Origin of the sequence: Lentzea sp. NPDC020367, assembly GCF_044387305.1 — a bacterium.
In the GTDB taxonomy this organism is placed as follows: domain Bacteria; phylum Actinomycetota; class Actinomycetes; order Mycobacteriales; family Pseudonocardiaceae; genus Lentzea.
This window is the reverse complement of sequence record NZ_JBIRVV010000002.1, coordinates 454,510-474,372: the sequence shown is the minus strand read 5'-3', so window position 1 is coordinate 474,372 and position 19,863 is coordinate 454,510. Positions and strand designations below refer to the sequence as shown.

Genomic DNA, 19,863 nt, shown 5'->3' with positions numbered 1-19,863 from the left:
TTGCACGCGGTGCCGCGCCCGCTCGACGTCGAGCTGGCCCGCCCGCGGCTGGTCGACCGCCTGAGAGGCCGCTGGTGCCGCCCGGTGACGCTGGTGACCGCCGGCGCGGGCTTCGGCAAGACCACCGCGCTGGCCCAGGCGGTGCGCGCGAACCTCCTGGAACCACGCGGCGTCGACGCCTGGGTCACCTGCGGTCCCGGCCACGAGGACGCGACCCGGCTCGCCACCGCGATCCTGGACGCCCTCGCGGCAGAACGCGGATCCCAGGCCGGCGCGGCGGAGATCCTCCAGGCGCTGCACCGCAAAGCCCCGCTCGACGTGTGCCTGCTGCTCGACGACGTGCACGAGGTCCCGGACGGATCACCCGGCGCGGAGCTGCTCGCGACCCTCGCCCGCGCGTTGCCGGCCACCGCGCACCTCGTCCTGTCCGGACGTGTCGTGCCGGGCCTTCCGCTGGCGCGCAGGGAGGCCGCGGGGGAGGTGGCCACGATCGAGACCGCCGACCTGGCCTTCACCGACGCCGAAACGTCCGCGCTGGCCGCGAGGTTCGGCCGGGAGCTCACCGAGGACCTGCACGGCTGGCCCGCGCTGATCAGGCTGTCCCTCACCGCCGGTCCGGCCGCGTCCTGGCGCTACGCCGCCGAGGAGGTGCTGAGCCGCCTGTCCGCACCGACGCGGGAAACGTTGGCGGCACTGGTGATCCTCGGAACCGCGACCGCCGCGGAGATCGGCGCGGTGGCGGGTACGGACACCGACGTGGAACACCTCGTCCGGACCGTTCCGCTGGTGGACCGCCTCGACGACGGCCGCTACCGGGCTCACGACCTGTGGGCGAGCGTTCTGCCCACCGCGCACATGCGCGCCAAAGCGGCCGAAGTGCTGGTCCAGCGCGGCGAACTGGCGGGGGCCGGACGGGTCGCGTGCCGGGCCGGCGACTGGACGCTGCTCGCGCGCCTGGCGGTCGAACTCGTGCGGACCACGCTGTCGGTCCTGCCCGGCGCGACGGCCCGCCGATGGCTCGAAGCGGTTCCGGCACACCGACTCCAGGAGCCGGCGTTCCTGTTGCTCACCGCCGCCGTCCGGCACGCCGACGACTTCACCGACCCGGCCATCGACTGCCTGGTCGACCGGGCCTGTGCGCAGTGGCTCGACGCAGGTGACCACGACGGCGCGGCGGTGGCGCTGGGACAGGCCGTGATCACCGCGCATTCGAGGGGAGACCTCACCAGGCTGGCCGCCGTCGCCCAACGGGCACAACGACTTGAAGCGCGGTCACCCGTGCTGAGACTGCTCCGGCACAGCGTCGCCGCGGTGATCGCCGAGCTCGCCGGCGACCCGGAGACCGCGCTCGTCCACCTCGCCCAGGCGCCCACGAGTGAGGTGCCCCAAGCGCTTGCGGTGTCCACGACGCGGTTCCACGTGCACTGCCTCGCGCTGTGCGGGCGGGGCCAGGACGCGGCCGAACTGGCCGGCCGGATGCTCACCGGCGACCTGTCCCGCCGGCACGTCGCCACGGCGCGGTGGTTCGACGGTGAACCCGTTGAGTTCCAAGGAGACGACGAGGACGGCACGGCTCGCGACGAGTTCGTGGCGCGGGCCTTTCACGCGGTCATCGCCGCGTCGTTCGGCGAGACCACCGCCGAGTTGTCGGCCGAGCAGGACAATCCGCGCGACGCGGTGCTGACGTGTGCGGCGCAGGCGGCGGCCGCCGTCACCCGCGGCGACGAAGAACTGGCCCGCGACCTCTACAAGCAGCACCTGGCCCGATGGCCCGTGGACGTCAAGGTCGCCGAACGGCACCTGCGCCGGTTCCTGACGCTGGGCTACGTGCTCAGCGACGAACTCAGGGAACGCTGGGACAGCACCGATCTGGGCCCGTCCCACCGCAGGGCCCGTGCGGCGGGACGGGCGTTCCTGCAGGCCAGGCAAGGAGATCTCCGCACCGAGCTGCCGGCGGAACACGCCCTCTGCTTCCTCCCGTTGCCGTGGTCGGCGGAACTCGCCGCCCGTCAGGCCGCGAGAGGCAGGACCGCGTTGGGCACCTGGCTGGCGGACCGCGTCGGACCTGCCGCGCACCGCCGGTTCCGCGAGCTGGCCAGAGATCCGGGCCTCGCCGCCGGTGCCCTCAAGCTCCTGGCCACCGTGCCCTCGCCGCCGGAGCATCCGATCGGCATCGAGGTCATCGGCCCGATGCGGGTCACCAGGAACGGCCTCACCGCACCGGCTCCGGAACTGCGCCGCGCCCGCGTCCGCCAGCTCCTCGGCCTTCTCGTGGTGCGCACCGTGATCACCCGTGCCCAGGCGATCGACCTGCTGTGGCCCGACCTGGACCCCGCGAGCGCCGCGAGGAACCTGCGCGTGACGATGACCCACCTCCGGCGGCTGCTGGAGCCGGGTCGGACGGGCGGTGAGGCCAGTTACTTCCTGCGCAGCGACAGCGAGTCCCTCCGGCTCGTCCGCAGCGACCTGCTGACGGTGGATCTGTGGTCGTTCCACGAGCTGAGCGACACGGCCAGGCAGAGCGAGGCCGTCGCGTTGTGGCGAGGTGAGCCGCTCCCGGACCTGACCGACCTGTGCGAGGCGGAGATCGCCCGGATCAGGGAGCGGCACGTCGGCAACCTGCTGGCGCTGGGCGAACTCCGGCTCGTCACCGGGGATCCGGCGCAGGCCCGTCACCTCGCCGACCGGGCGCTGGACCTGGAGCCGTTCGAACCGCGTGGGCACCGGCTGGCGCTCGCCGCCGCGTTGCGCGCACGGAATCCACAAAGGACCGAGGAGGTCCGTGCGCGCGTGCTGGACTCGTTGCGGCAGCTCGGGGTGGGACCCGACCCGGCCACGGAGATCCTGTTGCGGCAGGCGGTCACACGCAGCTGACGGTGACCTCCGTCGAAGGCGGGCAGAAGTCGAAGCCGAGCTGGCCGTCGCCGCGGTCGAAGTTCAGGTCGCCGGACAGCAGGTCCATGCCGTCGCCGCCGAGCATGTCGTCGTCGCCGGCCTCGCCGTAGACGGTGTCGTGGCCGTCGCCGCCCTGGACCTGGTCCGGGCCCCAGCCGGCGCACACCAGGTCGTTGCCGTCTCCACCGAAGATGGTGTCGTCGGCACCGAGCCCGAGGATGATGTCGTTGTCGCCCAGCCCGAGGATGGTGTCCGGCCCGTTGCTGCCGACGATCACGTCCGGTCCCGGCCCGCCGACGATGAAGCCCGCGCCGACGATCGTGGGCACGGCGTTGTAGCAGTTCGCGGGCGTGGGTCTGTTCTGGAACTCCGGCGGCACCTCGTCGGCCTGGGCGACACCGGCGGTGCAGAGCCCGATGGCGAGCGCGGCGGCGGCAATGCGCAGTCTCATGGTCGTTTCCCCTCTTCTGTGTCTTGCCTGGGGAGAGAGTCACAACCGCGCGTTGCCCGAACGCTAACCAAAGGTCGGTTCCGCGACACCTTGCGAGGCTACAAACTCCGTTCATGTCGCTCTCTCGTCGTGGGTTCATGGCTGCCGTCGCCGCAGCCGGTGCGGGCACGCTGCTGCCGCCGTCGGTGTACGCCGCGTTGGCCCGTGAGCCCCGTGCGGGAGGGTTGCGCGCGATCAAGCACGTCGTGCTGTTGATGCAGGAGAACCGCTCGTTCGACCACTACTACGGGACCCTCCGCGGCGTGCGCGGGTTCTCCGACCGCAACGCGCTGAAGGGCGTGTTCAACCAGTCGGGCGTGCTGCCGTTCCCGGTGCGTGAGGCGGCGTCCGGGCGGGACATCCAGTACATCGGCGACTTGGACCACAGCTGGAACGGCGGGCACTCGGCGTTGCGCGGCGGGTGGAACGACAACTGGGTGCCGGCGAAGACCGGGGCGACGATGGCGTACTACACGCGCCAGGACATCCCGTTCCACTACGAGCTCGCGGACACGTTCACGCTGTGCGACGCCTACCACTGCTCGGTGCCGTCCTCGACCTCGCCGAACCGGAACTACTGGGTGTCCGGGTACACGGGTTTCGAGCCGTCCGGCGGCCGTGCGACCGGCAACGCGGCCTACAGCGAGGACACCCACACCGGGTACACGTGGAAGACGTACCCGGAACGCCTTGAGGCGGCGGGGAAGTCGTGGCGCGTGTACCAGGAGTGGGACAACTTCCAGGACAACAACCTGGAGTTCTACGTGCGGTTCAAGGAGATCGCGCGCAAGGTGCTGCCCGCCGGGTTCAAGTCGCTGGACAAGCTGTACGGGACCGGTGACCCCGCGCTGATCGGCTCGCTGGACCTCTCGAAGCTCTCCGCGGCGGAGAAGTCGCTGTACTCGCGCGGACTGCACCGGGTGAAGCCCGGTGGGCTGGGGGAGACGTTCCGGGCGGACGTCGTCGCGGGCCGGTTGCCCGCCGTGTCGTACCTGGTTCCGTCCTCTGTGGACTCGGAACACCCCGGCGCGTCGTCGCCCGCCGCCTCCGCCTCGATCACCTACCAGGTGCTGGACGCGCTGGCGTCCAACCAGGAGGTGTGGGAGTCCACGGTCCTGTTCATCACCTACGACGAGAACGACGGCTTCTACGACCACGTGCCGCCGCCGCGCCCGCCGTTGTCCGTCGCCGACGAGTACGTGGGCGACCGGCCGTTGGGGCTGGGTGCGCGCGTGCCGATGACCGTCGTCTCGCCGTGGTCCGTCGGTGGTTACGTGAACTCGCAGGTGTTCGACCACACGTCGATGACGCGGTTCCTGGAGAAGTGGACCGGGGTGCGGTCGGAGGAGATCTCCGCGTGGCGCCGGACCGTCGCCGGTGACCTGACCTCGGCGTTCGACTTCGACCGGCGCCGGACGTGGCCCGAGGTCGGCGAGCCCGCCGCCGTGCCGCCCGCGACGCCGCGCTGGCGTCCCGCGCCTCCGTCCGAGCAGAAGATGCCGGAGCAGGAGGCCGGACGGCGACGTGCGCGCGCTCTGCCGTACCAGCCGGACGCCTCGTTGCGCGGGTCGACGCTGGACATGTCGAACTCCGGATCGGCGTCCGTGCACTTCGCGCTGTACCCGTACTCGGGCCAGTTCGCGCTGCCGCAGCACTTCGACGTCGCGTCGTCGGCGTCGCTCGAGGTCGCCGGTGATCACGACCTCGTGTTGCTGGGTCCCAACGGCTTCCGGCGTGAGTTCGCTGGGTCTTCCTCTGACCGTGCGCGCGTCTCGTCGTCGGTGCGTGGATACAGCCGTGTGCTGACGTTGACGTTCGAGAACAGCGGATCGTCGCGGCTGACGTTCGTGCTGGGGCGGCGTCGTTACGTTGTGAGGCCGGGACATCGTCACGTCATCCCATGGCTGACCGTCATGAACTCCGGCTGGTACGACCTGACGGTGACGGTGGAGGAGGAGCCCCGGTTCCGCCGTCGTCTGTGCGGTCACATCGAGAACGGCCAGGAGTCGATCTCCGGATAACGTTGCCCCCGTGGAGATCAAGGGGGATGAGATCCGGCGGCGGATGATCGAGCACGACTTACTGGATCCCGGCGGGTTCGTGCTCGTCGGGGCGAAGATCACCGGTCAGCTCGACCTGTCCGACGTCGTGGCGAAGAAACCGCTGGTGCTGCGCGACTGCACGACCGAGCAGCCGGTGCTGCTCGACCGGGCGCAGTTCTCGCAGCTGGACCTGCGCGGCCTGACCGCGCCCGCCGTGCACGCGCGGGGCCTGTCCGTGGAGCACAACCTCAGCCTGAGCGGCGCGCGTCTGAGCGCCCCGGAGTCGATCGACGCGCTGCACATGCGCATCGGCGGCAGCGTGTACCTGGACGACGGGTTCCACGCCGCGGGTTCGGTGACGCTGAGCGGATCGCAGATCTCGGCCGTGCTCCGGTGCGTCGGCGCGCGTTTCGAGGGCGGGATCTTCCTGGTCGACCTGCGGGTCGGCGACGGGATCTTCCTGTCCCAGGGGTGCCACATCTCCGGTGGCGGCAAGCACGCGTCGGTGCGGATGCGCGGGACGCGGGTCGACGGGCAGCTCGTCCTGAGGGAGGGCCGTTTCAGCTCGCCCGAGGTGGCGCTCGACCTGCGGCACGTGCGCGTGGGCAAGGAACTGTTCCTGCCCTTCGAGGGCGTCGAGGGCAGGGCGCAGCTCGAAGGCCTGACCTACGAGGGCCTGCCGCGAGACGCCACTTTGGACGATTGGCTGGCGTTCCTGCCGGCGCGCACCCTGCGCTACTCGGCGCAACCCTGGGCCCAGCTCGCCGCCGCGCACCAGGGCGCGGGGCACGAACGCGACGTGCGGCGGATCCGGGTGGCCCAGCAACGCGACCTGCGCCGCCGCGGCCAGCTCTCGCGATGGGGCCGCGCCTGGCACCTGATCCGAGGCGTGACCGTCGGACACGGCTACCGCCCCGGCCTCGCGCTCGTGTGGCTGGCCGGCGTGCTCGCAGTGTCGGTCGGTGTGGTGTTGATCTCCGGAGCCGTCCGCTGCTCGACCGTGGAACAGGTCGGCTACGCCCTGAACGTGGCGACACCGCTGGTCAAGGTCGACGCCACCCGCTGCACGGTCGACTCGGGCGCGAGCGCAGGCCAGGTGGTCCTGGCCACCACCTGGCTGCTGCAGATCCTGGCCTGGGCGTTCGCGACCCTGTTCGTGGCGGGCTTCACCGGTTTGGTGAGGCGCAACGCGTGACTGTCGGGGGTGTCTGATACACCAGGAGGCATGAACGCGAAGACCGCAGCGAGAAAAGGGGAGCGGGTCCCCGCGGAGTCGCTGCCGGTCGCCCGGATCGTGGTGGACGTCCCCTTGGCCCACCTGGACCGCCCTTTCGACTACTCGGTTCCGTCCGAACTGGACGAAGCCGCCGTCGCGGGCTGCCGCGTCCGGGTGAGGTTCGCGGGCCAGCTCGTCGACGGCTACCTGCTGGAGCGAGCCGAAACCTCGGAGTACGGCAAGAAACTCGCCTTCATCGAGAAGGTCGTGTCACCCGAACCGGTCCTCGCACCCGAGATCGCCACCCTCGCCCGTGCCATCGCCGACAGGTACGCGGGCGGCATGATCGACGTGCTGCGCCTGGCCATCCCGCCCCGGCACGCCCGAGCGGAAGCCGCCGCCTCAGCGGAGCCGCCGCCGCTGCCCCAGCTGCCCGCGTGGGTGGGTCAGCCGCCGGCCGAGGCGCCACAGGGCGGAGCCGCGCTGCTGACCGTGGTGGCCTCGCAGCCCGAGGTGGCTGCGCAGACCGAGGAGCGGCAGGCCGAAGCCGCTTCATCGCCTGTGGAGGCTTCGCAGACCGAGACGCGGCGGGCCGACGGTGCATCTCATTCCGGAGCTGTGCCGCCGACCGGAGCCGTGCCGCAGATCGGAGCCGTGCCGCAGATCGGGGTTCCTCAGACCGAGACGGGCTCGCAGCCCGAGGCGCAGCAGGCCGAGGCCCTTTCGCACCCCGCAGCGCTCCCGTCGACCGGAGCCGTCCCACCAACCGAACCCGCTTCCCAGCCCGGATCCGCTTCGCCGGCCGAACCCGCTTCGCATCCCGGAGCTGTTCCGCAGGCTGGATCCGCTGCGCACCCCGGATCCGCTTCGCCGGCCGAACCCGCTGCACAGCCTGAACCCGCTTCGCATCCCGAAGCAGACTCGCCGGCCGAAGCCGTGTCGCTTCCCGAAGCGGCCGCCGGGCGTTCGCAGCTGCCTCCCGTCCCCGCCGACGCCTGGGCGCGCTATCCCCGCGGCCCCAAGTACCTGGAGGCCCTGCACGAGGGCCGGCCCGCCCACGCCGTCTGGCAGGCGCTGCCCGCCGAGGACTGGCCCGCCCGGCTCGCGGAGGCGGCCGCCGCCGTCGCGTCGTCCGGGCGTGGGGTGGCCATCGTCGTTCCCGACCACCGCGACCTGGCCCGTGTCGCCGAGGCGTGTGGCCAGCTGATCGAAGGCGTCGTGACGCTGTCGGCCGACCTCGGGCCGTCGGAGCGCTACAAGCGCTGGTTGTTGGTCCGCCGGGGTGTGGCGCGGGTGGTGGTCGGTACGCGGGCCACGGCGTTCGCGCCGGTCCAGAATCCTGGGCTGTTGGTCGTGTGGGACGACGGTGACGATCTGCACGTCGAGCAGCGGTCGCCGTATCCCAACGTGCGTGACGTGTTGGTGCAGCGCGCGCACATGACGGGGGCCGCGCTGCTCATCGGCGGGTTCGCCCGCACGGCCGAGGCGCAGTTGCTGGTCGAGACGGGCTGGGCGCACGAGATCGTGGCGTCGCGCGAGACGTTGAGGTCCGTGGCGCCGCGGGTGGTGTCGGTGGGCGACAACGAGTGGCAGGACGTCAAGGACCCCGCTGCCCGCACGGCCCGGCTTCCGTCCATCGCGTTCGACGCCGCCCGGTTCGCGCTCACCGACTCGCCGGTGCTGATCCAGGTGCCGCGCCGTGGTTACGTGCCGTCGCTCGCCTGCGGTCAGTGCCGGGGGCCCGCGCGGTGCCGCCGGTGCGCGGGGCCGCTGGCGTTGCCGGGCGGGACCGAGGACGGGCTGCCGAAGCCCGCCTATTGCCGGTGGTGCGCGGCGACGGAGGCCGCGTTCCGTTGTCCCACGTGCGGGTCGCGCAAGCTTCGCGGGCAGATCATCGGGGCCCGGCGCACGGCGGAGGAGCTCGGGCGGGCGTTTCCCGGGATTCCGGTGCGGACCAGCGGCGCGGACGAGGTGCTGACCAAGGTGCCGGGCAGGCCCTCGCTGGTGGTCGCGACGCCGGGCGCCGAACCCGTGGCCGAGGGCGGCTACGGTGCCGTGCTGCTGCTCGACGGGTGGGCGTTGCTGGGCAGGGCCGACCTCCGCGCCGCCGAGGAGGCGCTCCGGCGGTGGATGACGGCGGCGGGCCTGGTGAGGCCCGGCAACGGGCGGGTGGTCGTGATCGCGGACTCGTCGCTGACCCCGGTGCAGGCCCTGGTCCGCTGGGACCCGGTGTGGCACGCCGCCACCGAACTCGCCGCGCGGACCGAGCTGGGCTTCCCGCCCGCGGTCCGGATGGCGACCGTCGACGGCACCCCGGACGCGGTGAACGCCCTGCTCGACGAACTCCGGCTGCCGCCCACCGGCGAGGTCCTCGGCCCGGTGCCGCTGGGCGACGACGAGACCAAGGAACGAGCCCTGGTGCGGGTCGCCCGCGGCGAGGGCCGTCAGCTGGCCGCCGTGCTGGCCGAGGCGCAGGCCGTGCGGACGGCGCGCAAGGAGCAGGAACTGGTGCGCATCAAGCTCGACCCGCTGGAGGTCCTGTAGGCGCTCAGTTCGCGAAGTGGGAGCGCAGGCCGGCGATGTGCTCGCGGATGTCCTCGTCGGTCAGCTTCTCGTACTCGAGGTACTCGCTCATGTAGGTCATGAGGTCGCCGCGTTCCGGGTGCTCCTCACCCGCGATCACGTGCGCCGTCGTGCCCGCGATGCCCGCCGGGAACAGCAGGAAGCCGTCGAGGCCTGCCATCGTGTCGAAGGAGGCGTTCTTGGCCTCCCAGAGGGCCCAGACGTCCTCTTCACGCCCGCATTCGGCGAGCAGCAGGGCGGCGAGCACCAACGCTTCGCGCACGCCCCAGCCCTCCTGGTGTGCGGCGGTCTCCTCGGCCAGGAGGTGGCGCAGCAGGCCGGCGTCCTCGTCGCGGCGCTCGCGCAGCAGGAGGTGCAGCGCGTCCTCGCGGTCGGCCTCGTCGAGCGGGGTGTTCGTGAAATCGGTTCGCAACTGATCAAGATCGATCGACACGCCCGCACCTTAGGCCTTCCTCAAGGGGTGTTGCCATCCGGTGACAACGGAGTAGAAGTTTCCGCATGTTGCGAACGGTTGCCGCACTGACGCTCTCCGTCGTACTGGTCGCTCCTGCCCCGGCAGGAGCGGCGGAATCATCGCCACGCGTGCCCGAGCAGGTGGGCTGGGGAGGCGCTGTCTCGAGCGTCGACCCCGACGCGTCCCAGATCGGCATCGACGTGCTCCGCCGCGGTGGCAACGCCGTCGACGCCGCCGTCGCCACCGCCGCCGCGCTCGGCGTGACCGACCCGTTCAGCGCGGGCATCGGCGGCGGCGGGTTCTTCGTCCACTACGACGCCCGCACCGGCCGCGTGTCCACTTTGGACGGCCGGGAGACCGCGCCGCGGTCCGCGACCGACCAGCTCTTCGTCGAGAACGGCCAGCCACTGCCGTTCGCCGAGGCGATGACCAGCGGCAAGTCCGTCGGGGTCCCCGGCACGCCCAAGACGTGGCAGCAGGCACTGCGCAAGTGGGGCACGCTGAACCTGCGTGAGGCCATGGCGCCCGCGGAAGCGTTGGCACGGCGTGGTTTCGTCGTCGACCAGACGTTCAACTCGCAGATCACGAACAACGCCGCCCGCTTCGCCGACTTCACCTCGACCCGCGACCTGTACCTGCCCGGCGGCCAGGCGCCCGCGGTCGGCAGCACGTTCCGCAACCCGCAGCTCGCCGACACCTACCGCGAACTCGCCCGCACCGAACTGGCGTCGCTCTACGGCGGCGCGGTCGGCCGCGACCTCGTGAAGGCCGTGCAGAAGCCGCCGGTCGTGCCCGGCTCGACCCGCAACGTCCGCGCCGGCGACATGCAGCTCTCCGACCTGGCCCGCTACCAGGTCGAACGCCGCGACCCGACGCGTACCAGCTACCGCGGCCTCGACGTCTACGGCATGGCGGCGCCGTCGTCGGGCGGCACGACCGTCGGCGAGGCGCTCAACATCCTCGAGTCGACCGACCTGTCGAAGGTCTCCGACGTCGAGTACCTGCACCGCTTCATCGAGTCGACCAAGCTCTCCTTCGCCGACCGCCTGCGCTGGGTGGGCGACCCCGCCTTCTCCCGCGTGCCGACCGAGGGCCTGCTCTCGCAGAAGTTCGCCGACAGCCGCGCCTGCCTGATCAAGCCCGACGCCGTGCTGCCCGCCCCGCAGCCCGCCGCCGACCCGCGCGACCCCAAGGCGTGTGAGGCCACCGCCGGACTCTCTGCCCTGCGTGAGGACGCCGAACGCACCACGCACCTCACGACCGCCGACCGCTGGGGCAACGTCGTCGCCTACACCCTGACCATCGAGGCGGAGGGCGGCAGCGGCATCGTCGTCCCGAACCGCGGCTTCCTGCTCAACAACGAGCTCACCGACTTCGAGTTCGTCGCCCCGACCGCCGGCGTCCCGCACCCGAACCTCCCCGGCCCCGGCAAGCGCCCGCGCTCGTCGATGGCCCCGACGATCGTCCTCGACCAAGGCAAGGTCGTGCTCGCCGTCGGCTCACCGGGCGGCGCCACGATCATCACCACGGTCGCCCAGATCCTGACCGGCCGCCTCGACCGCAAGATGTCCCTGGTCGACGCCGTCGCGGCCCCGCGCGCCTCCCAGCGCAACGCCGCCACCACCCCGGCGGAGGCCGCGTTCATCGCCGCCTCGACCACCGCAGGCCTGCAGGCCATCGGGCACAGGTTCAGCCAGAACGCCGAGATCGGCGCCGCCACGGCCGTCGAACGGGCCAAGGACGGCCGCTGGCGCGCGGTCGCCGAGCCGACGAGGCGCGGAGGTGGCGCGGCCCGCGTGGTGAAGGTGGGCTGAGCTAGTTGTTGGTGCGTCCGTCGATGCGTTCGCGGAGGAGGTCGGCGTGGCCGTTGTGCTGCGCGTACTCCTCGGTCAGGTGGACGTAGAGCCAGCGCACCGAGATCTCGCCCACCCGTTCGTGCAGGAAGACGTCGTCGAGGTCCCGCGTGGCGGCAGCCGCGCGGGCCTCGGCCATTTCGGCCACCAGATAGGCGTACTCGGCCTCGGCTCGGGCCGGGTCGAGGCCCTCGAAGGCGCCGTCCCAGTCGCCCGGTTTGCTGTGCACGGCCTGCACGTCCTGGCCCGCCAGGCGGACGCGGAACCAGACGCGTTCCACGTCCGCGAGGTGCCGGATCAGGCCCAGCAGGCTCAGGTTCGACGGCGCCGCGGACTCCTCGGCCAGTTGCTCGCCGGTGAGCCCCGCGCAGTTGCCCAGGAACGTGGCTCGATGGCGGTCGAGCCACGCCTCCAGCATCGGGCGTTCCGCCCCGAGGAGCGGTTCGTCGGTGATGTCGACTTCAGGTGCGGTCCAGGTCATGGCTCCATGATCACTCGAACCCGCCCTCGTACACGACCGCGTTGTCGGTGTCGTGGCCGACGACGTGCAGGCGTTGGGCGTATTCGGTCTTGTCGTCCCTGTTGACGGGGACGGCGGCGAGGAAGTGACCGTCCACGACGTCCGCGGTCACCGAGGACCCGTCGCCGTCGGACACCTCGACGGTGTTGACCGACCGCTTGATGCGCCCGACCACCATGAGCGTCGACTCGGCCTCGTGCGTGCCGAGCAGGACGGGCTTCTCGGGCTTCTCGGTGATCATGCGCAGCTGTTCCCAGGTGGTCGGACCGGACGAGCCGCCGCTGAAGGAGCAGCCGGCCCACACGTCGTGCTCACGATGGGCGACGACCATGCCGTCGTGCTGGTCGAGGCCCGCTGCCAGCATGGGTTCCCAGCCCTGGAGTTCGGCTGCGCTCACACCCATCGCGTAGGCCTGGTCCGTGCACCTGGCGATGAGGTTGACCGGCGTCCACGGGTTCGCGTCGCCGCTCTCGTAGCTCTCCGACCCGGTCGCGGAGTTCTCCGGGATGACGGGCATCGGCATCGCCCTGTCGTCGAAGACGAGGTCGAGCGCGGAGACGTTGTGCCGGGTCTCGATGACGAAGAAGTGCGGGGTGACGACGCCGGCCTCGGGCTCGAAGCTCTGGGAGGAGCCCGGCTTCGGCCTGGCCTTCACGGTCCGCGCGCCGGAGCGGGGAACGCCGGCGATGACCCGGCCGGAGCGATAGGCGACCGAGCCCTCCTGCAGCGCGGCCGGCCGGAAACCGTCCGCCGCGACGAAGGCCTGAGAACGGGTGAGCTCGCAGAAACGGCCGTCCAGGCCGATCAGGACCTTGCGCAGGCCGAACTCCACCATCTCGGCGGACTGCCAGTCCTGGTCGCCCAGCGCGGTGCGGCACCGGGCCAGGTCCTGGCCGGAGGGCTGGACGACGCGCTCGTTGCCGGGGCGGGCCTGGTGGATGAACGGCTGCACGACGAACTGCGTGGCGGCGACACCTCCGGCGATCAGGAGCACGGCGGCGGCCACGGCCAGCGGCGCGCGGCCGCGGCGTTCGGGCTCCTCGCGGGAGTCTTCGAAGGCCGGGCGCATGCGGTCCTTGACCTCGGCGGGGAGTTCGCGGCGGGGCGGCAGGTCGAAGGCCATCACTCCACCTCCAGGGTGTCGTAGGAGAGTTGCTTGCGCAGGCGGGCACGAGCGCGGGAGATGCGGGAGCGGACGCTCGCCTCGGCGACCCCGAGGGCCTCGGAGGCGTGCGCGACGGACAGTTCGCCGAACAGCACGAGCTCCACGGCCTCGCGTTCGGCGCGGGGGAGACGTTCGACCGCCTCCAGCACCTCGCGCAGCCTGGCCTCGTGGTCGAGCGACTCCGCGACGTCGTCGGCGTGGTCGCGCTGCACCTCGTTGCGCGGCACGCGGTGCAGCAGCCGGGTGAACCGCGCTTTGCGGCGGAACTCCGAACGCGCCAGGAAGCCCGCGACGGTGAACAGCCACGGCAGCGCGCTGTCCCGGACGAGCGTCATCTCGGCGCGGCGGCGCCACGCGGTCATGAACGTCGCCGACGTCAGGTCCTCCGCCGTCGACCACGACGCGGTCAGCCGGTAGGCGTGGTTCCACACCGCCTCGGCATAGCGGTCGTAGAGCTCGCTGAACGCGTGCTCGTCGCCGCGGGTCCACAGTTCGGCGTCCGACGGGGCGTCCTCGCGCACGCCGGCCGCCCCCTCCCAGATCGGTCGCATCAGCCTCATGACCCGAAGGTGTCCACCTTCCGGCCGAGTGTTGCACCCGATCTTCCTACCTCGGGCTGACACAGGCTCGATACTCCGAGCCGATGTGAGCTGACCTGCGCGAACGGCACAGTTGACACCATGACGACGACCACTGTTTCCCACGCCCCGGCCGCCCACATCGACTTCCACGCGCTGCTGCGTCCCGTGCTGACGGCGCTGCGCTTCACCGGCCACTTCGCCGTGGCGCTGGTGAGCGTGATCTTCCTCGGCAGCGCGTCCGAGCACTGACCGCGCTCCTCGTAGACTGGCCTCCAGTCCACACGAGGAGCATTGCGTGACCGTCCAACCCATCCGCCTGTTCGGCGACCCAGTGCTGCGCACCGCGGCCACCGAGGTCACCGACTTCGACAAGGAACTGCGCACCCTGGTCAAGGACCTGTGGGACACGATGCAGGACGCCGGCGGAGCGGGACTCGCCGCGCCTCAGCTCGGTGTTGGACTGCGCGTGTTCACGTACCACTGCGACGGTTTCGCGGGGCACCTCATCAATCCCACCTGGGACGTGGTCGGTGAGGAGATGCAGGACGGCTCCGAAGGCTGCCTGTCGATCCCCGGCATGTCGTGGGACTGCAAGCGCCACCTGCACGTGGTGGCCAAGGGCTGGAACATGCACGGTGAGCCCGTCGAGGTCGAAGGCACCGAGACGCTGGCCCGCTGCATCCAGCACGAGTCGGACCACCTCGACGGAGTGCTGTTCCTCGACCGCCTCGACGCCGACACCCGCAAGCAGGCCATGCGGGAAATCCGGCAGTCCGAGTGGTTCGACGGTACGGTCCCCACCTTGAAGCAGAGCCCGCACCCACTCTTCGGCAGGTCCAGCTGACCATGCGACTCGTGTTCGCCGGTACGCCCGAGGTCGCACTGCCCTCGCTGCGCGCCCTCATCGACTCCTCCCGCCACGACGTCGTCGCCGTGGTCACCCGCCCCGACGCCCCCTCCGGCCGAGGCCGCAGGCTCGAGCGCTCCCCGGTCGGCGCGCTCGCCGACGAGCACGGCATCGAGGTCCTCACCCCGGCCAAGGCGGGAGAGCCCGAGTTCCTGGAGCGCCTGCGCGCGCTGGAACCCGACCTCTGCCCGGTCGTCGCCTACGGCAACCTCCTTCCGCAACGGACGCTCGACGTCCCCAAGTTCGGCTGGGTCAACCTCCACTTCTCCGTGCTGCCCGCGTGGCGCGGCGCCGCGCCGGTGCAGGCCTCCGTGCGCAACGGCGACGACATCACCGGCGCCTCGACGTTCCGCATCGTGAAGGAACTCGACGCGGGCCCGGTGTTCGGCGTGGTGACCGAGAAGGTGCGCGACCGCGACACCTCCGGCGACCTGCTGACCCGGTTGTCCCTCTCCGGAGCCGACCTGCTGCTGTCCACTGTGGACGGCATCGAGGACGGCACCCTGCGCGCCGTCGACCAGCCCGACGACGGCGTCACCTACGCCGCGAAGATCTCCGTCGAGGACGCGCGCCTCGACTTCACCACGCCCGCCACGGCCGTCGACCGCCTGGCGCGCGCCGTGACACCGGAGCCCGGCGCGTGGGCCGAGTTCCGGGGCGAGCGGCTCAAGCTCGGCCCCGTCACGCCGGTCGCCGACGTGACGCTGCCGGCCGGTGAGGTGCTCGTCGAGCGCAAACGCGTGCTCGTGGGCACCGCCACCACCGCCGTGGCCCTCGGTGAGGTCCAGGCGCAGGGCAAGAAGCGCATGGCCGCCACCGACTGGGCGCGCGGCGTGCGGATCGAATCAGGGGAGCGCATCGCATGACGTGCTCCTGGACGAGCTCGGCAGGCGTCGCCTGTGAGCGGCAGGACAGGACCGTGGCGCGCGTGACCCGCGCCGCCGCAGGGGAGCCAGAGACAGTGGAGTACAACGCATGACCGGCCACCCGCGAGGCGCTTCCAAGCCTTCCCGCCCGAGCAGGCCCCACCCGCCGAAGCGGCGCACCGGACCCGCCCGGCCACCCGTGGAGGATCCGGCACGCCTCGCCGCGCTGGAGACCCTGCGCGCCGTGCGGCAACGTGACGCGTACGCGAACCTGGTGCTGCCGCAGATGCTGCGCGACCGCCGCATCACCGGCCGTGATGCCGCGCTCGCCACCGAACTCACCTACGGCGCGTCGCGGGCCCAGGGCCTGCTCGACGCCGTCATCGAGGCGTGCTCGGACCGCCCGCTGTCCGAAGTGGACGGCTCGGCGCTCGACGCGTTGCGGCTGGGCACGTACCAGCTGCTGCGCACCCGGATCCCGTCCCACGCCGCGGTCGCCTCCACCGTCGACCTCGTGCGGGGCGAGCTCGGGTCCGGCATCGCCGGCTTCGTCAACGCCGTCCTGCGCCGGGTGGCCGAGCAGGACGAGGCCGCCTGGGTCGACGAGCTCGCACCCGACCCGGACACCGACCCGATCGGCAACCTGGCCTTCACCCACGCCCACCCGCGCTGGATCGCGCAGGCGTTCGCGGAGGCCCTCGGCAGCCGCGAGGAACCGCTGAAGCTGGCTCTCGCGGCGGACGACGCCCGCCCGGCCGTGCACCTGGTGGCACGTCCCGGCGAGGTGAGCGCCGACGAGCTCGCCGCCATCACCGGCGGCGACGTGGCGCCGTACTCGCCCTACGGCGTGCACCTGGAGCCTGGAGCGGGCGACCCGGGCGATCTCGAGCCCGTCCGGGAACGCCTCGCCAACGTCCAGGACGAGGGCAGCCAGTTGTGCGCCCTGGCCCTGACGCGCGCGCCGCTCCAGGGCGGCGACAACGGGGGTACGGACGACCGCTGGCTGGACCTCTGCGCGGGCCCCGGTGGCAAGGCCGCCCTGCTGGCCGCGCTGGTCGGCATCGAGGGCGGCGAACTGATCGCCGTCGAGAAGGCGCCCCACCGCGCCGAGCTCGTGCGCAAGCTCACCTCAGGCCTGCCGGTCACCGTGGAGGTGGCCGACGGCCTCGAGACCGGCTTCGTCGAAGGAGCGTTCGACCGCGTGCTGGTCGATGCGCCCTGCACCGGTCTCGGCGCGCTGCGCAGGCGCCCGGAGGCGCGGTGGAGGCGCCAGCCCGCCGACGTCGGCACGCTCACGAAGCTGCAGCGTGAGCTGCTCACCGAGGCGTTGCGGCTGGTGCGGCCTGGCGGCGTCGTGGCTTATGTCGTGTGCTCACCTCATCTCTCCGAGACCGTAGGGGTGGTGACGGACGTCGCCCAGCGCACCGGGGTCGAAGTGCTGGACACGCGGGAGTTCTTCCCGGGAGTTCCGGACCTCGGGGAAGGCCCGCACGTTCAGCTGTGGCCCCATCTGCACGGCACCGACGCGATGTTCTGCGCGGTGCTGCGACGCCCTGTTTGAGCGCTCGTGAAGGACGCTAGCGACGGGGTCCGACAGGTTTCGGGCCTCGTCGCCGTTGTGGGGTGGAACGGGAGCGGAGTTCACCGGTTCGGGTGACGGTAGGCGCTGCGGGGCCCGTGGTCGCGTAGGGCTGTGGGCGGCGGTTTGCCTGTGGCACAACGGATGCGGCGGCGAGAGAGCGGCATCGAGGCGGTGTCGGGCGGCGGTCGGCCGAGTGGGACGGCGGCCGGCTCGGCGAGAGTGGCGCCATGCTCGGCAAAGTTGTGGCTGGGCCAGCGGGGGTGGTGGTCGCCGCCGCTGGTTGCCCGATGGCCGGCTTGGCGGCTGCGGGACTGCGCTGCTGGTAGGGCGGCTGTGGGCAGGGCCGGCCGCGGTTGGTGGGCAGGAGGCTGTCGACAGGGCCTGTCGCGGCTGGTGGGGCAGGACGGCCGCGGAAGAGGCCCGGCCGCGGCAGCCGGTAGAGCTGCTGGACGACCTGGTCGTGCGGCAGCGCCGACGGCCGGCGAAACCGGCTGGCTGCCCGGCCTAACATCAACAACGTGACGGGTCGACTGCTGGGACTGGTGGCATCGGGGTGCGGCGGCGTGGAGACGTGGTTCCGCACCGAGCTCGCTGAACCCGCCGCGCAACGGGGGTGGCGGTTGGCCATCACGTTCACCCCGGCCGTCGCCCCGTGGTTCGAGGAAGCCGGAGAGCTGGACAAGCTGCAGGCGCTCACGGACCTCCCGATCCGCTGGGAGCCGCGGATGCCGAGCCAGCCCAAGCCCTACCCCACGCCCGACGCGTTCATCTTCGCCCCCGCCAGCGCGAACTCGGTGGCCAAGCTGGCCCTGGGCATCGGCGACAACCAGGCGCTGACCGCGTTGAACGAGGCCATCGGCGTGGAGGGCTGCAAGGTCGTCGTCCTGCCCCAGGCCAACGCGGACAAGCGCCGTCACCCGATGTGGGAGACGCACGTCACGACGCTCACCAATGCGGGTGTCGTAGTGGTCACCGACGAGCCTCCCGGCAGGCTGCTCGACCTGCTGGACACCTAGACTTCACCCTTGTGGTCCACACGCCGATGATCGCCCCCAGCATCCTGTCCGCCGACTTCGCGCGCCTCGCCGACGAGCTCGCCGCGGTGCCCACCTCGGACTGGATCCACGTCGACGTCATGGACAACCACTTCGTGCCGAACCTGACGCTCGGCCTGCCGGTGGTGAAGTCACTGCTCAAGGTGACCGACATCCCGATCGACTGCCACCTCATGATCGAGGACCCCGACCGCTGGGCCATCGGCTACGCGGAAGCGGGCGCGTACAACGTGACCGTGCACGTCGAGGCGGCCGACGACCCCATCGCGCTGGCCAAGAACCTCAAGGCCGCCGGGGCCAAGGCGGGGCTGAGCATCAAGCCCGGCACCCCGCTGGAGCCGTACGTCGACGTGCTGAAGCACTACGACACGCTGCTCGTGATGTCGGTCGAGCCGGGCTTCGGCGGCCAGAGCTTCATGGCCGGCGTGCTGGACAAGGTGCGCCAGGCCCGTCGGCTCGTCGACACCGGCCACCTCAAGCTGGTCGTGGAGATCGACGGCGGCATCAACGCCGACACGATCGAACAGGCGGCGGAGGCCGGCGTGGACTGCTTCGTCGCCGGATCCGCCGTGTACGACGCCGCCGACCCCGGCAAGGCCGTCGAGGCGTTGCGCGCCCAGGCGGCCGGCGCCCAGGGAATCAGGACCACGTGACGCCTGAGGACGCGATGGCGCTCGCCATCGCGGAGAGCGAGCGGGTGCGGGGCACCACCAGCCCCAACCCGCCCGTTGGGTGCGTCATCCTCGACGAGAACGGCGACGCGGCGGGGTTCGGCGGCACGCAGCCGGTCGGCGGTCCGCACGCCGAGGTCATGGCGCTGAAAGAAGCGGGCACGAAGGCACGGGGCGGCACGGCCGTGGTCACCCTCGAACCGTGTTCGCACCACGGCCGCACACCGCCGTGCGCCGAAGCGCTCATCGAAGCCGGCATCAAGCACGTCATCCACGCGGTCAGCGACCCGAACCCGAGGGCGGCGGGCGGCGCGAACCGGCTGGCAGAAGCCGGGATCACCGTCGAGAGCGGACTCCTCGCGACAGAGGTCAGCCGCGGCCCCCTCAGGGCGTGGTTGCACTACGCGCGCACGGGCCGTCCGCACGTCACGTGGAAGTACGCGGCCTCGCTGGACGGCCGGATCGCGGCGAGCGACGGCACCAGCCAGTGGATCAGCTCGGAGATCTCCCGCAAGGAGGTCCACGAGATGCGCGCGAAGCTCGACGCGATCATCGTCGGCACCGGTACGGTCCGGGAGGACGACCCCGCGCTGACGGCCAGGGACGCCGGTGGAATGCCGTTGCCCCGCCAGCCGTTGCCGGTGGTCGTGGGCATGAGCGATCTGCCGGTCGGAGCGAAGCTCCAGGACACCGCGCTGCACCTGCGCACGCACCACCCGGACGACGTGCTGACCGCACTCGCCGAACGAGGGGTGGTCGACGTGCTGCTGGAGGGCGGACCGACGCTGGCCGGCGCGTTCTGGCGCGCGGGCAGGATCGACCGCGTGCTCGCCTACATCGCGCCGGTGCTGCTCGGGGACGGTCCCGCGGCGGTGCTGGGAGCGGGCGTGTCAACCATCACGGACGCTGTCCGGTTGACCGTGCAAGACGTCACCATGAGCGGGCCGGACGTGCGGATCAGCGCGGTTCCGGAAAATTAGGAG

The 19,863-nt window shown here is 71.8% G+C and carries 17 protein-coding genes; 12 read left to right on the top strand and 5 right to left on the bottom strand.

All coding sequences use genetic code 11. The annotated features are described in order from the left end of the window. The first annotated feature begins 9 nt into the window (after window positions 1–9). Window positions 10–2,874, top strand: coding sequence for a hypothetical protein (locus tag ACH413_RS09305; protein WP_360032777.1), 2,865 nt, complete (start codon window positions 10–12; stop codon window positions 2,872–2,874). Here the strand turns inward: ACH413_RS09305 and ACH413_RS09300 are convergent. Beyond that, the gene (locus ACH413_RS09300; protein ID WP_360032780.1) at window positions 2,861–3,346 is read right to left on the bottom strand and encodes a hypothetical protein; all 486 of its coding nucleotides are present in this window, start codon (window positions 3,344–3,346) and stop codon (window positions 2,861–2,863) included. The genes ACH413_RS09305 and ACH413_RS09300 overlap by 14 nt on opposite strands. A 113-nt stretch (window positions 3,347–3,459) precedes the next feature. Between ACH413_RS09300 and ACH413_RS09295 the strand changes: the two genes are divergently transcribed. Genes ACH413_RS09295 through ACH413_RS09285 form a run of 3 tightly spaced genes read left to right on the top strand, consistent with a single transcriptional unit; the run spans window position 3,460 to window position 9,187 of the window. Continuing rightward, window positions 3,460–5,406, top strand: a complete 1,947-nt coding sequence (locus tag ACH413_RS09295; protein ID WP_360032783.1) for a phosphocholine-specific phospholipase C — start codon at window positions 3,460–3,462, stop codon at window positions 5,404–5,406. A gap of 10 nt (window positions 5,407–5,416) precedes the next feature. Then, window positions 5,417–6,622: a hypothetical protein gene (locus ACH413_RS09290; RefSeq protein ID WP_360032786.1), complete on the top strand. Its 1,206-nt coding sequence runs from the start codon at window positions 5,417–5,419 to the stop codon at window positions 6,620–6,622. Window positions 6,623–6,652: 30 nt separating this feature from the next. After that, window positions 6,653–9,187 (top strand): primosome assembly protein PriA, encoded by a 2,535-nt coding sequence (locus ACH413_RS09285; protein ID WP_360032789.1) that lies wholly within the window; start codon window positions 6,653–6,655, stop codon window positions 9,185–9,187. 4 nt (window positions 9,188–9,191) lie between these two features. On the opposite strand, the gene ACH413_RS09280 is transcribed toward ACH413_RS09285, so the two are convergent. Further along, window positions 9,192–9,659: a hypothetical protein gene (locus tag ACH413_RS09280; RefSeq protein ID WP_330277405.1), complete on the bottom strand. Its 468-nt coding sequence runs from the start codon at window positions 9,657–9,659 to the stop codon at window positions 9,192–9,194. 65 nt (window positions 9,660–9,724) lie between these two features. Between ACH413_RS09280 and ggt the strand changes: the two genes are divergently transcribed. Then, on the top strand, window positions 9,725–11,494 hold the full coding sequence (gene ggt / locus ACH413_RS09275) for a gamma-glutamyltransferase (RefSeq protein ID WP_360032792.1): 1,770 nt from the start codon (window positions 9,725–9,727) through the stop codon (window positions 11,492–11,494). 1 nt (window position 11,495) lies between these two features. Here ggt and ACH413_RS09270 read toward each other — a convergent pair whose 3' ends face one another. Genes ACH413_RS09270 through ACH413_RS09260 form a run of 3 tightly spaced genes read right to left on the bottom strand, consistent with a single transcriptional unit; the run spans window position 11,496 to window position 13,778 of the window. Next, window positions 11,496–12,014: a DinB family protein gene (locus ACH413_RS09270; protein ID WP_360032795.1), complete on the bottom strand. Its 519-nt coding sequence runs from the start codon at window positions 12,012–12,014 to the stop codon at window positions 11,496–11,498. A 10-nt stretch (window positions 12,015–12,024) separates the two neighbouring features. Continuing rightward, a complete protein-coding gene (locus ACH413_RS09265; protein ID WP_360032797.1) occupies window positions 12,025–13,176 on the bottom strand; it encodes a hypothetical protein in 1,152 nt (383 codons plus the stop codon). Further along, on the bottom strand, window positions 13,176–13,778 hold the full coding sequence (locus tag ACH413_RS09260) for a sigma-70 family RNA polymerase sigma factor (RefSeq protein WP_360032800.1): 603 nt from the start codon (window positions 13,776–13,778) through the stop codon (window positions 13,176–13,178). Before ACH413_RS09260 ends, ACH413_RS09265 begins: the two co-directional genes overlap by 1 nt. Window positions 13,779–13,898: 120 nt before the next feature. Between ACH413_RS09260 and ACH413_RS09255 the strand changes: the two genes are divergently transcribed. The 7 genes from ACH413_RS09255 (at window position 13,899) to ribD (ending at window position 19,860) form a co-directional block, all read left to right on the top strand. Beyond that, window positions 13,899–14,048 carry a hypothetical protein gene (locus tag ACH413_RS09255; RefSeq protein ID WP_360032803.1) on the top strand — a complete coding sequence of 50 codons (150 nt, stop codon included), beginning with the start codon at window positions 13,899–13,901 and terminating at the stop codon, window positions 14,046–14,048. 46 nt (window positions 14,049–14,094) lie between these two features. Next, window positions 14,095–14,643: a peptide deformylase gene (gene def / locus ACH413_RS09250; protein WP_360032806.1), complete on the top strand. Its 549-nt coding sequence runs from the start codon at window positions 14,095–14,097 to the stop codon at window positions 14,641–14,643. 2 nt (window positions 14,644–14,645) lie between these two features. Then, window positions 14,646–15,572: a methionyl-tRNA formyltransferase gene (gene fmt, locus ACH413_RS09245; protein ID WP_360032809.1), complete on the top strand. Its 927-nt coding sequence runs from the start codon at window positions 14,646–14,648 to the stop codon at window positions 15,570–15,572. 109 nt (window positions 15,573–15,681) lie between these two features. Continuing rightward, entirely contained in the window at window positions 15,682–17,133 is a 1,452-nt protein-coding gene (locus ACH413_RS09240) for an RsmB/NOP family class I SAM-dependent RNA methyltransferase (RefSeq protein ID WP_360032812.1), read from the top strand. Between the two features lie 539 nt (window positions 17,134–17,672). Beyond that, complete coding sequence (locus tag ACH413_RS09235; protein WP_360032815.1) at window positions 17,673–18,170, top strand: flavoprotein; 498 nt, start codon at window positions 17,673–17,675, stop codon at window positions 18,168–18,170. A 26-nt stretch (window positions 18,171–18,196) separates the two neighbouring features. After that, entirely contained in the window at window positions 18,197–18,862 is a 666-nt protein-coding gene (rpe, locus tag ACH413_RS09230) for a ribulose-phosphate 3-epimerase (protein ID WP_360032818.1), read from the top strand. A gap of 14 nt (window positions 18,863–18,876) precedes the next feature. Next, window positions 18,877–19,860 carry a bifunctional diaminohydroxyphosphoribosylaminopyrimidine deaminase/5-amino-6-(5-phosphoribosylamino)uracil reductase RibD gene (gene ribD / locus ACH413_RS09225; RefSeq protein WP_360033817.1) on the top strand — a complete coding sequence of 328 codons (984 nt, stop codon included), beginning with the start codon at window positions 18,877–18,879 and terminating at the stop codon, window positions 19,858–19,860. Window positions 19,861–19,863: the final 3 nt, after the last annotated feature.

Bases quoted from the DNA above. Each gene is read 5' to 3' on its own strand.
- ACH413_RS09295 (WP_360032783.1), top strand. From the start codon at position 3,460: ATGTCGCTCTCTCGTCGTGGGTTCATGGCTGCCGTCGCCGCAGCCGGT.
- ACH413_RS09300 (WP_360032780.1), bottom strand. From the start codon at position 3,346: ATGAGACTGCGCATTGCCGCCGCCGCGCTCGCCATCGGGCTCTGCACC.
- ACH413_RS09260 (WP_360032800.1), bottom strand. From the start codon at position 13,778: ATGAGGCTGATGCGACCGATCTGGGAGGGGGCGGCCGGCGTGCGCGAG.
- ACH413_RS09240 (WP_360032812.1), top strand. From the start codon at position 15,682: ATGACCGGCCACCCGCGAGGCGCTTCCAAGCCTTCCCGCCCGAGCAGG.
- ACH413_RS09285 (WP_360032789.1), top strand. From the start codon at position 6,653: ATGAACGCGAAGACCGCAGCGAGAAAAGGGGAGCGGGTCCCCGCGGAG.
- ACH413_RS09265 (WP_360032797.1), bottom strand. From the start codon at position 13,176: ATGGCCTTCGACCTGCCGCCCCGCCGCGAACTCCCCGCCGAGGTCAAG.
- fmt (WP_360032809.1), top strand. From the start codon at position 14,646: ATGCGACTCGTGTTCGCCGGTACGCCCGAGGTCGCACTGCCCTCGCTG.
- ACH413_RS09255 (WP_360032803.1), top strand. From the start codon at position 13,899: ATGACGACGACCACTGTTTCCCACGCCCCGGCCGCCCACATCGACTTC.
- rpe (WP_360032818.1), top strand. From the start codon at position 18,197: ATGATCGCCCCCAGCATCCTGTCCGCCGACTTCGCGCGCCTCGCCGAC.
- ACH413_RS09270 (WP_360032795.1), bottom strand. From the start codon at position 12,014: ATGACCTGGACCGCACCTGAAGTCGACATCACCGACGAACCGCTCCTC.
- ribD (WP_360033817.1), top strand. From the start codon at position 18,877: ATGGCGCTCGCCATCGCGGAGAGCGAGCGGGTGCGGGGCACCACCAGC.
- ggt (WP_360032792.1), top strand. From the start codon at position 9,725: ATGTTGCGAACGGTTGCCGCACTGACGCTCTCCGTCGTACTGGTCGCT.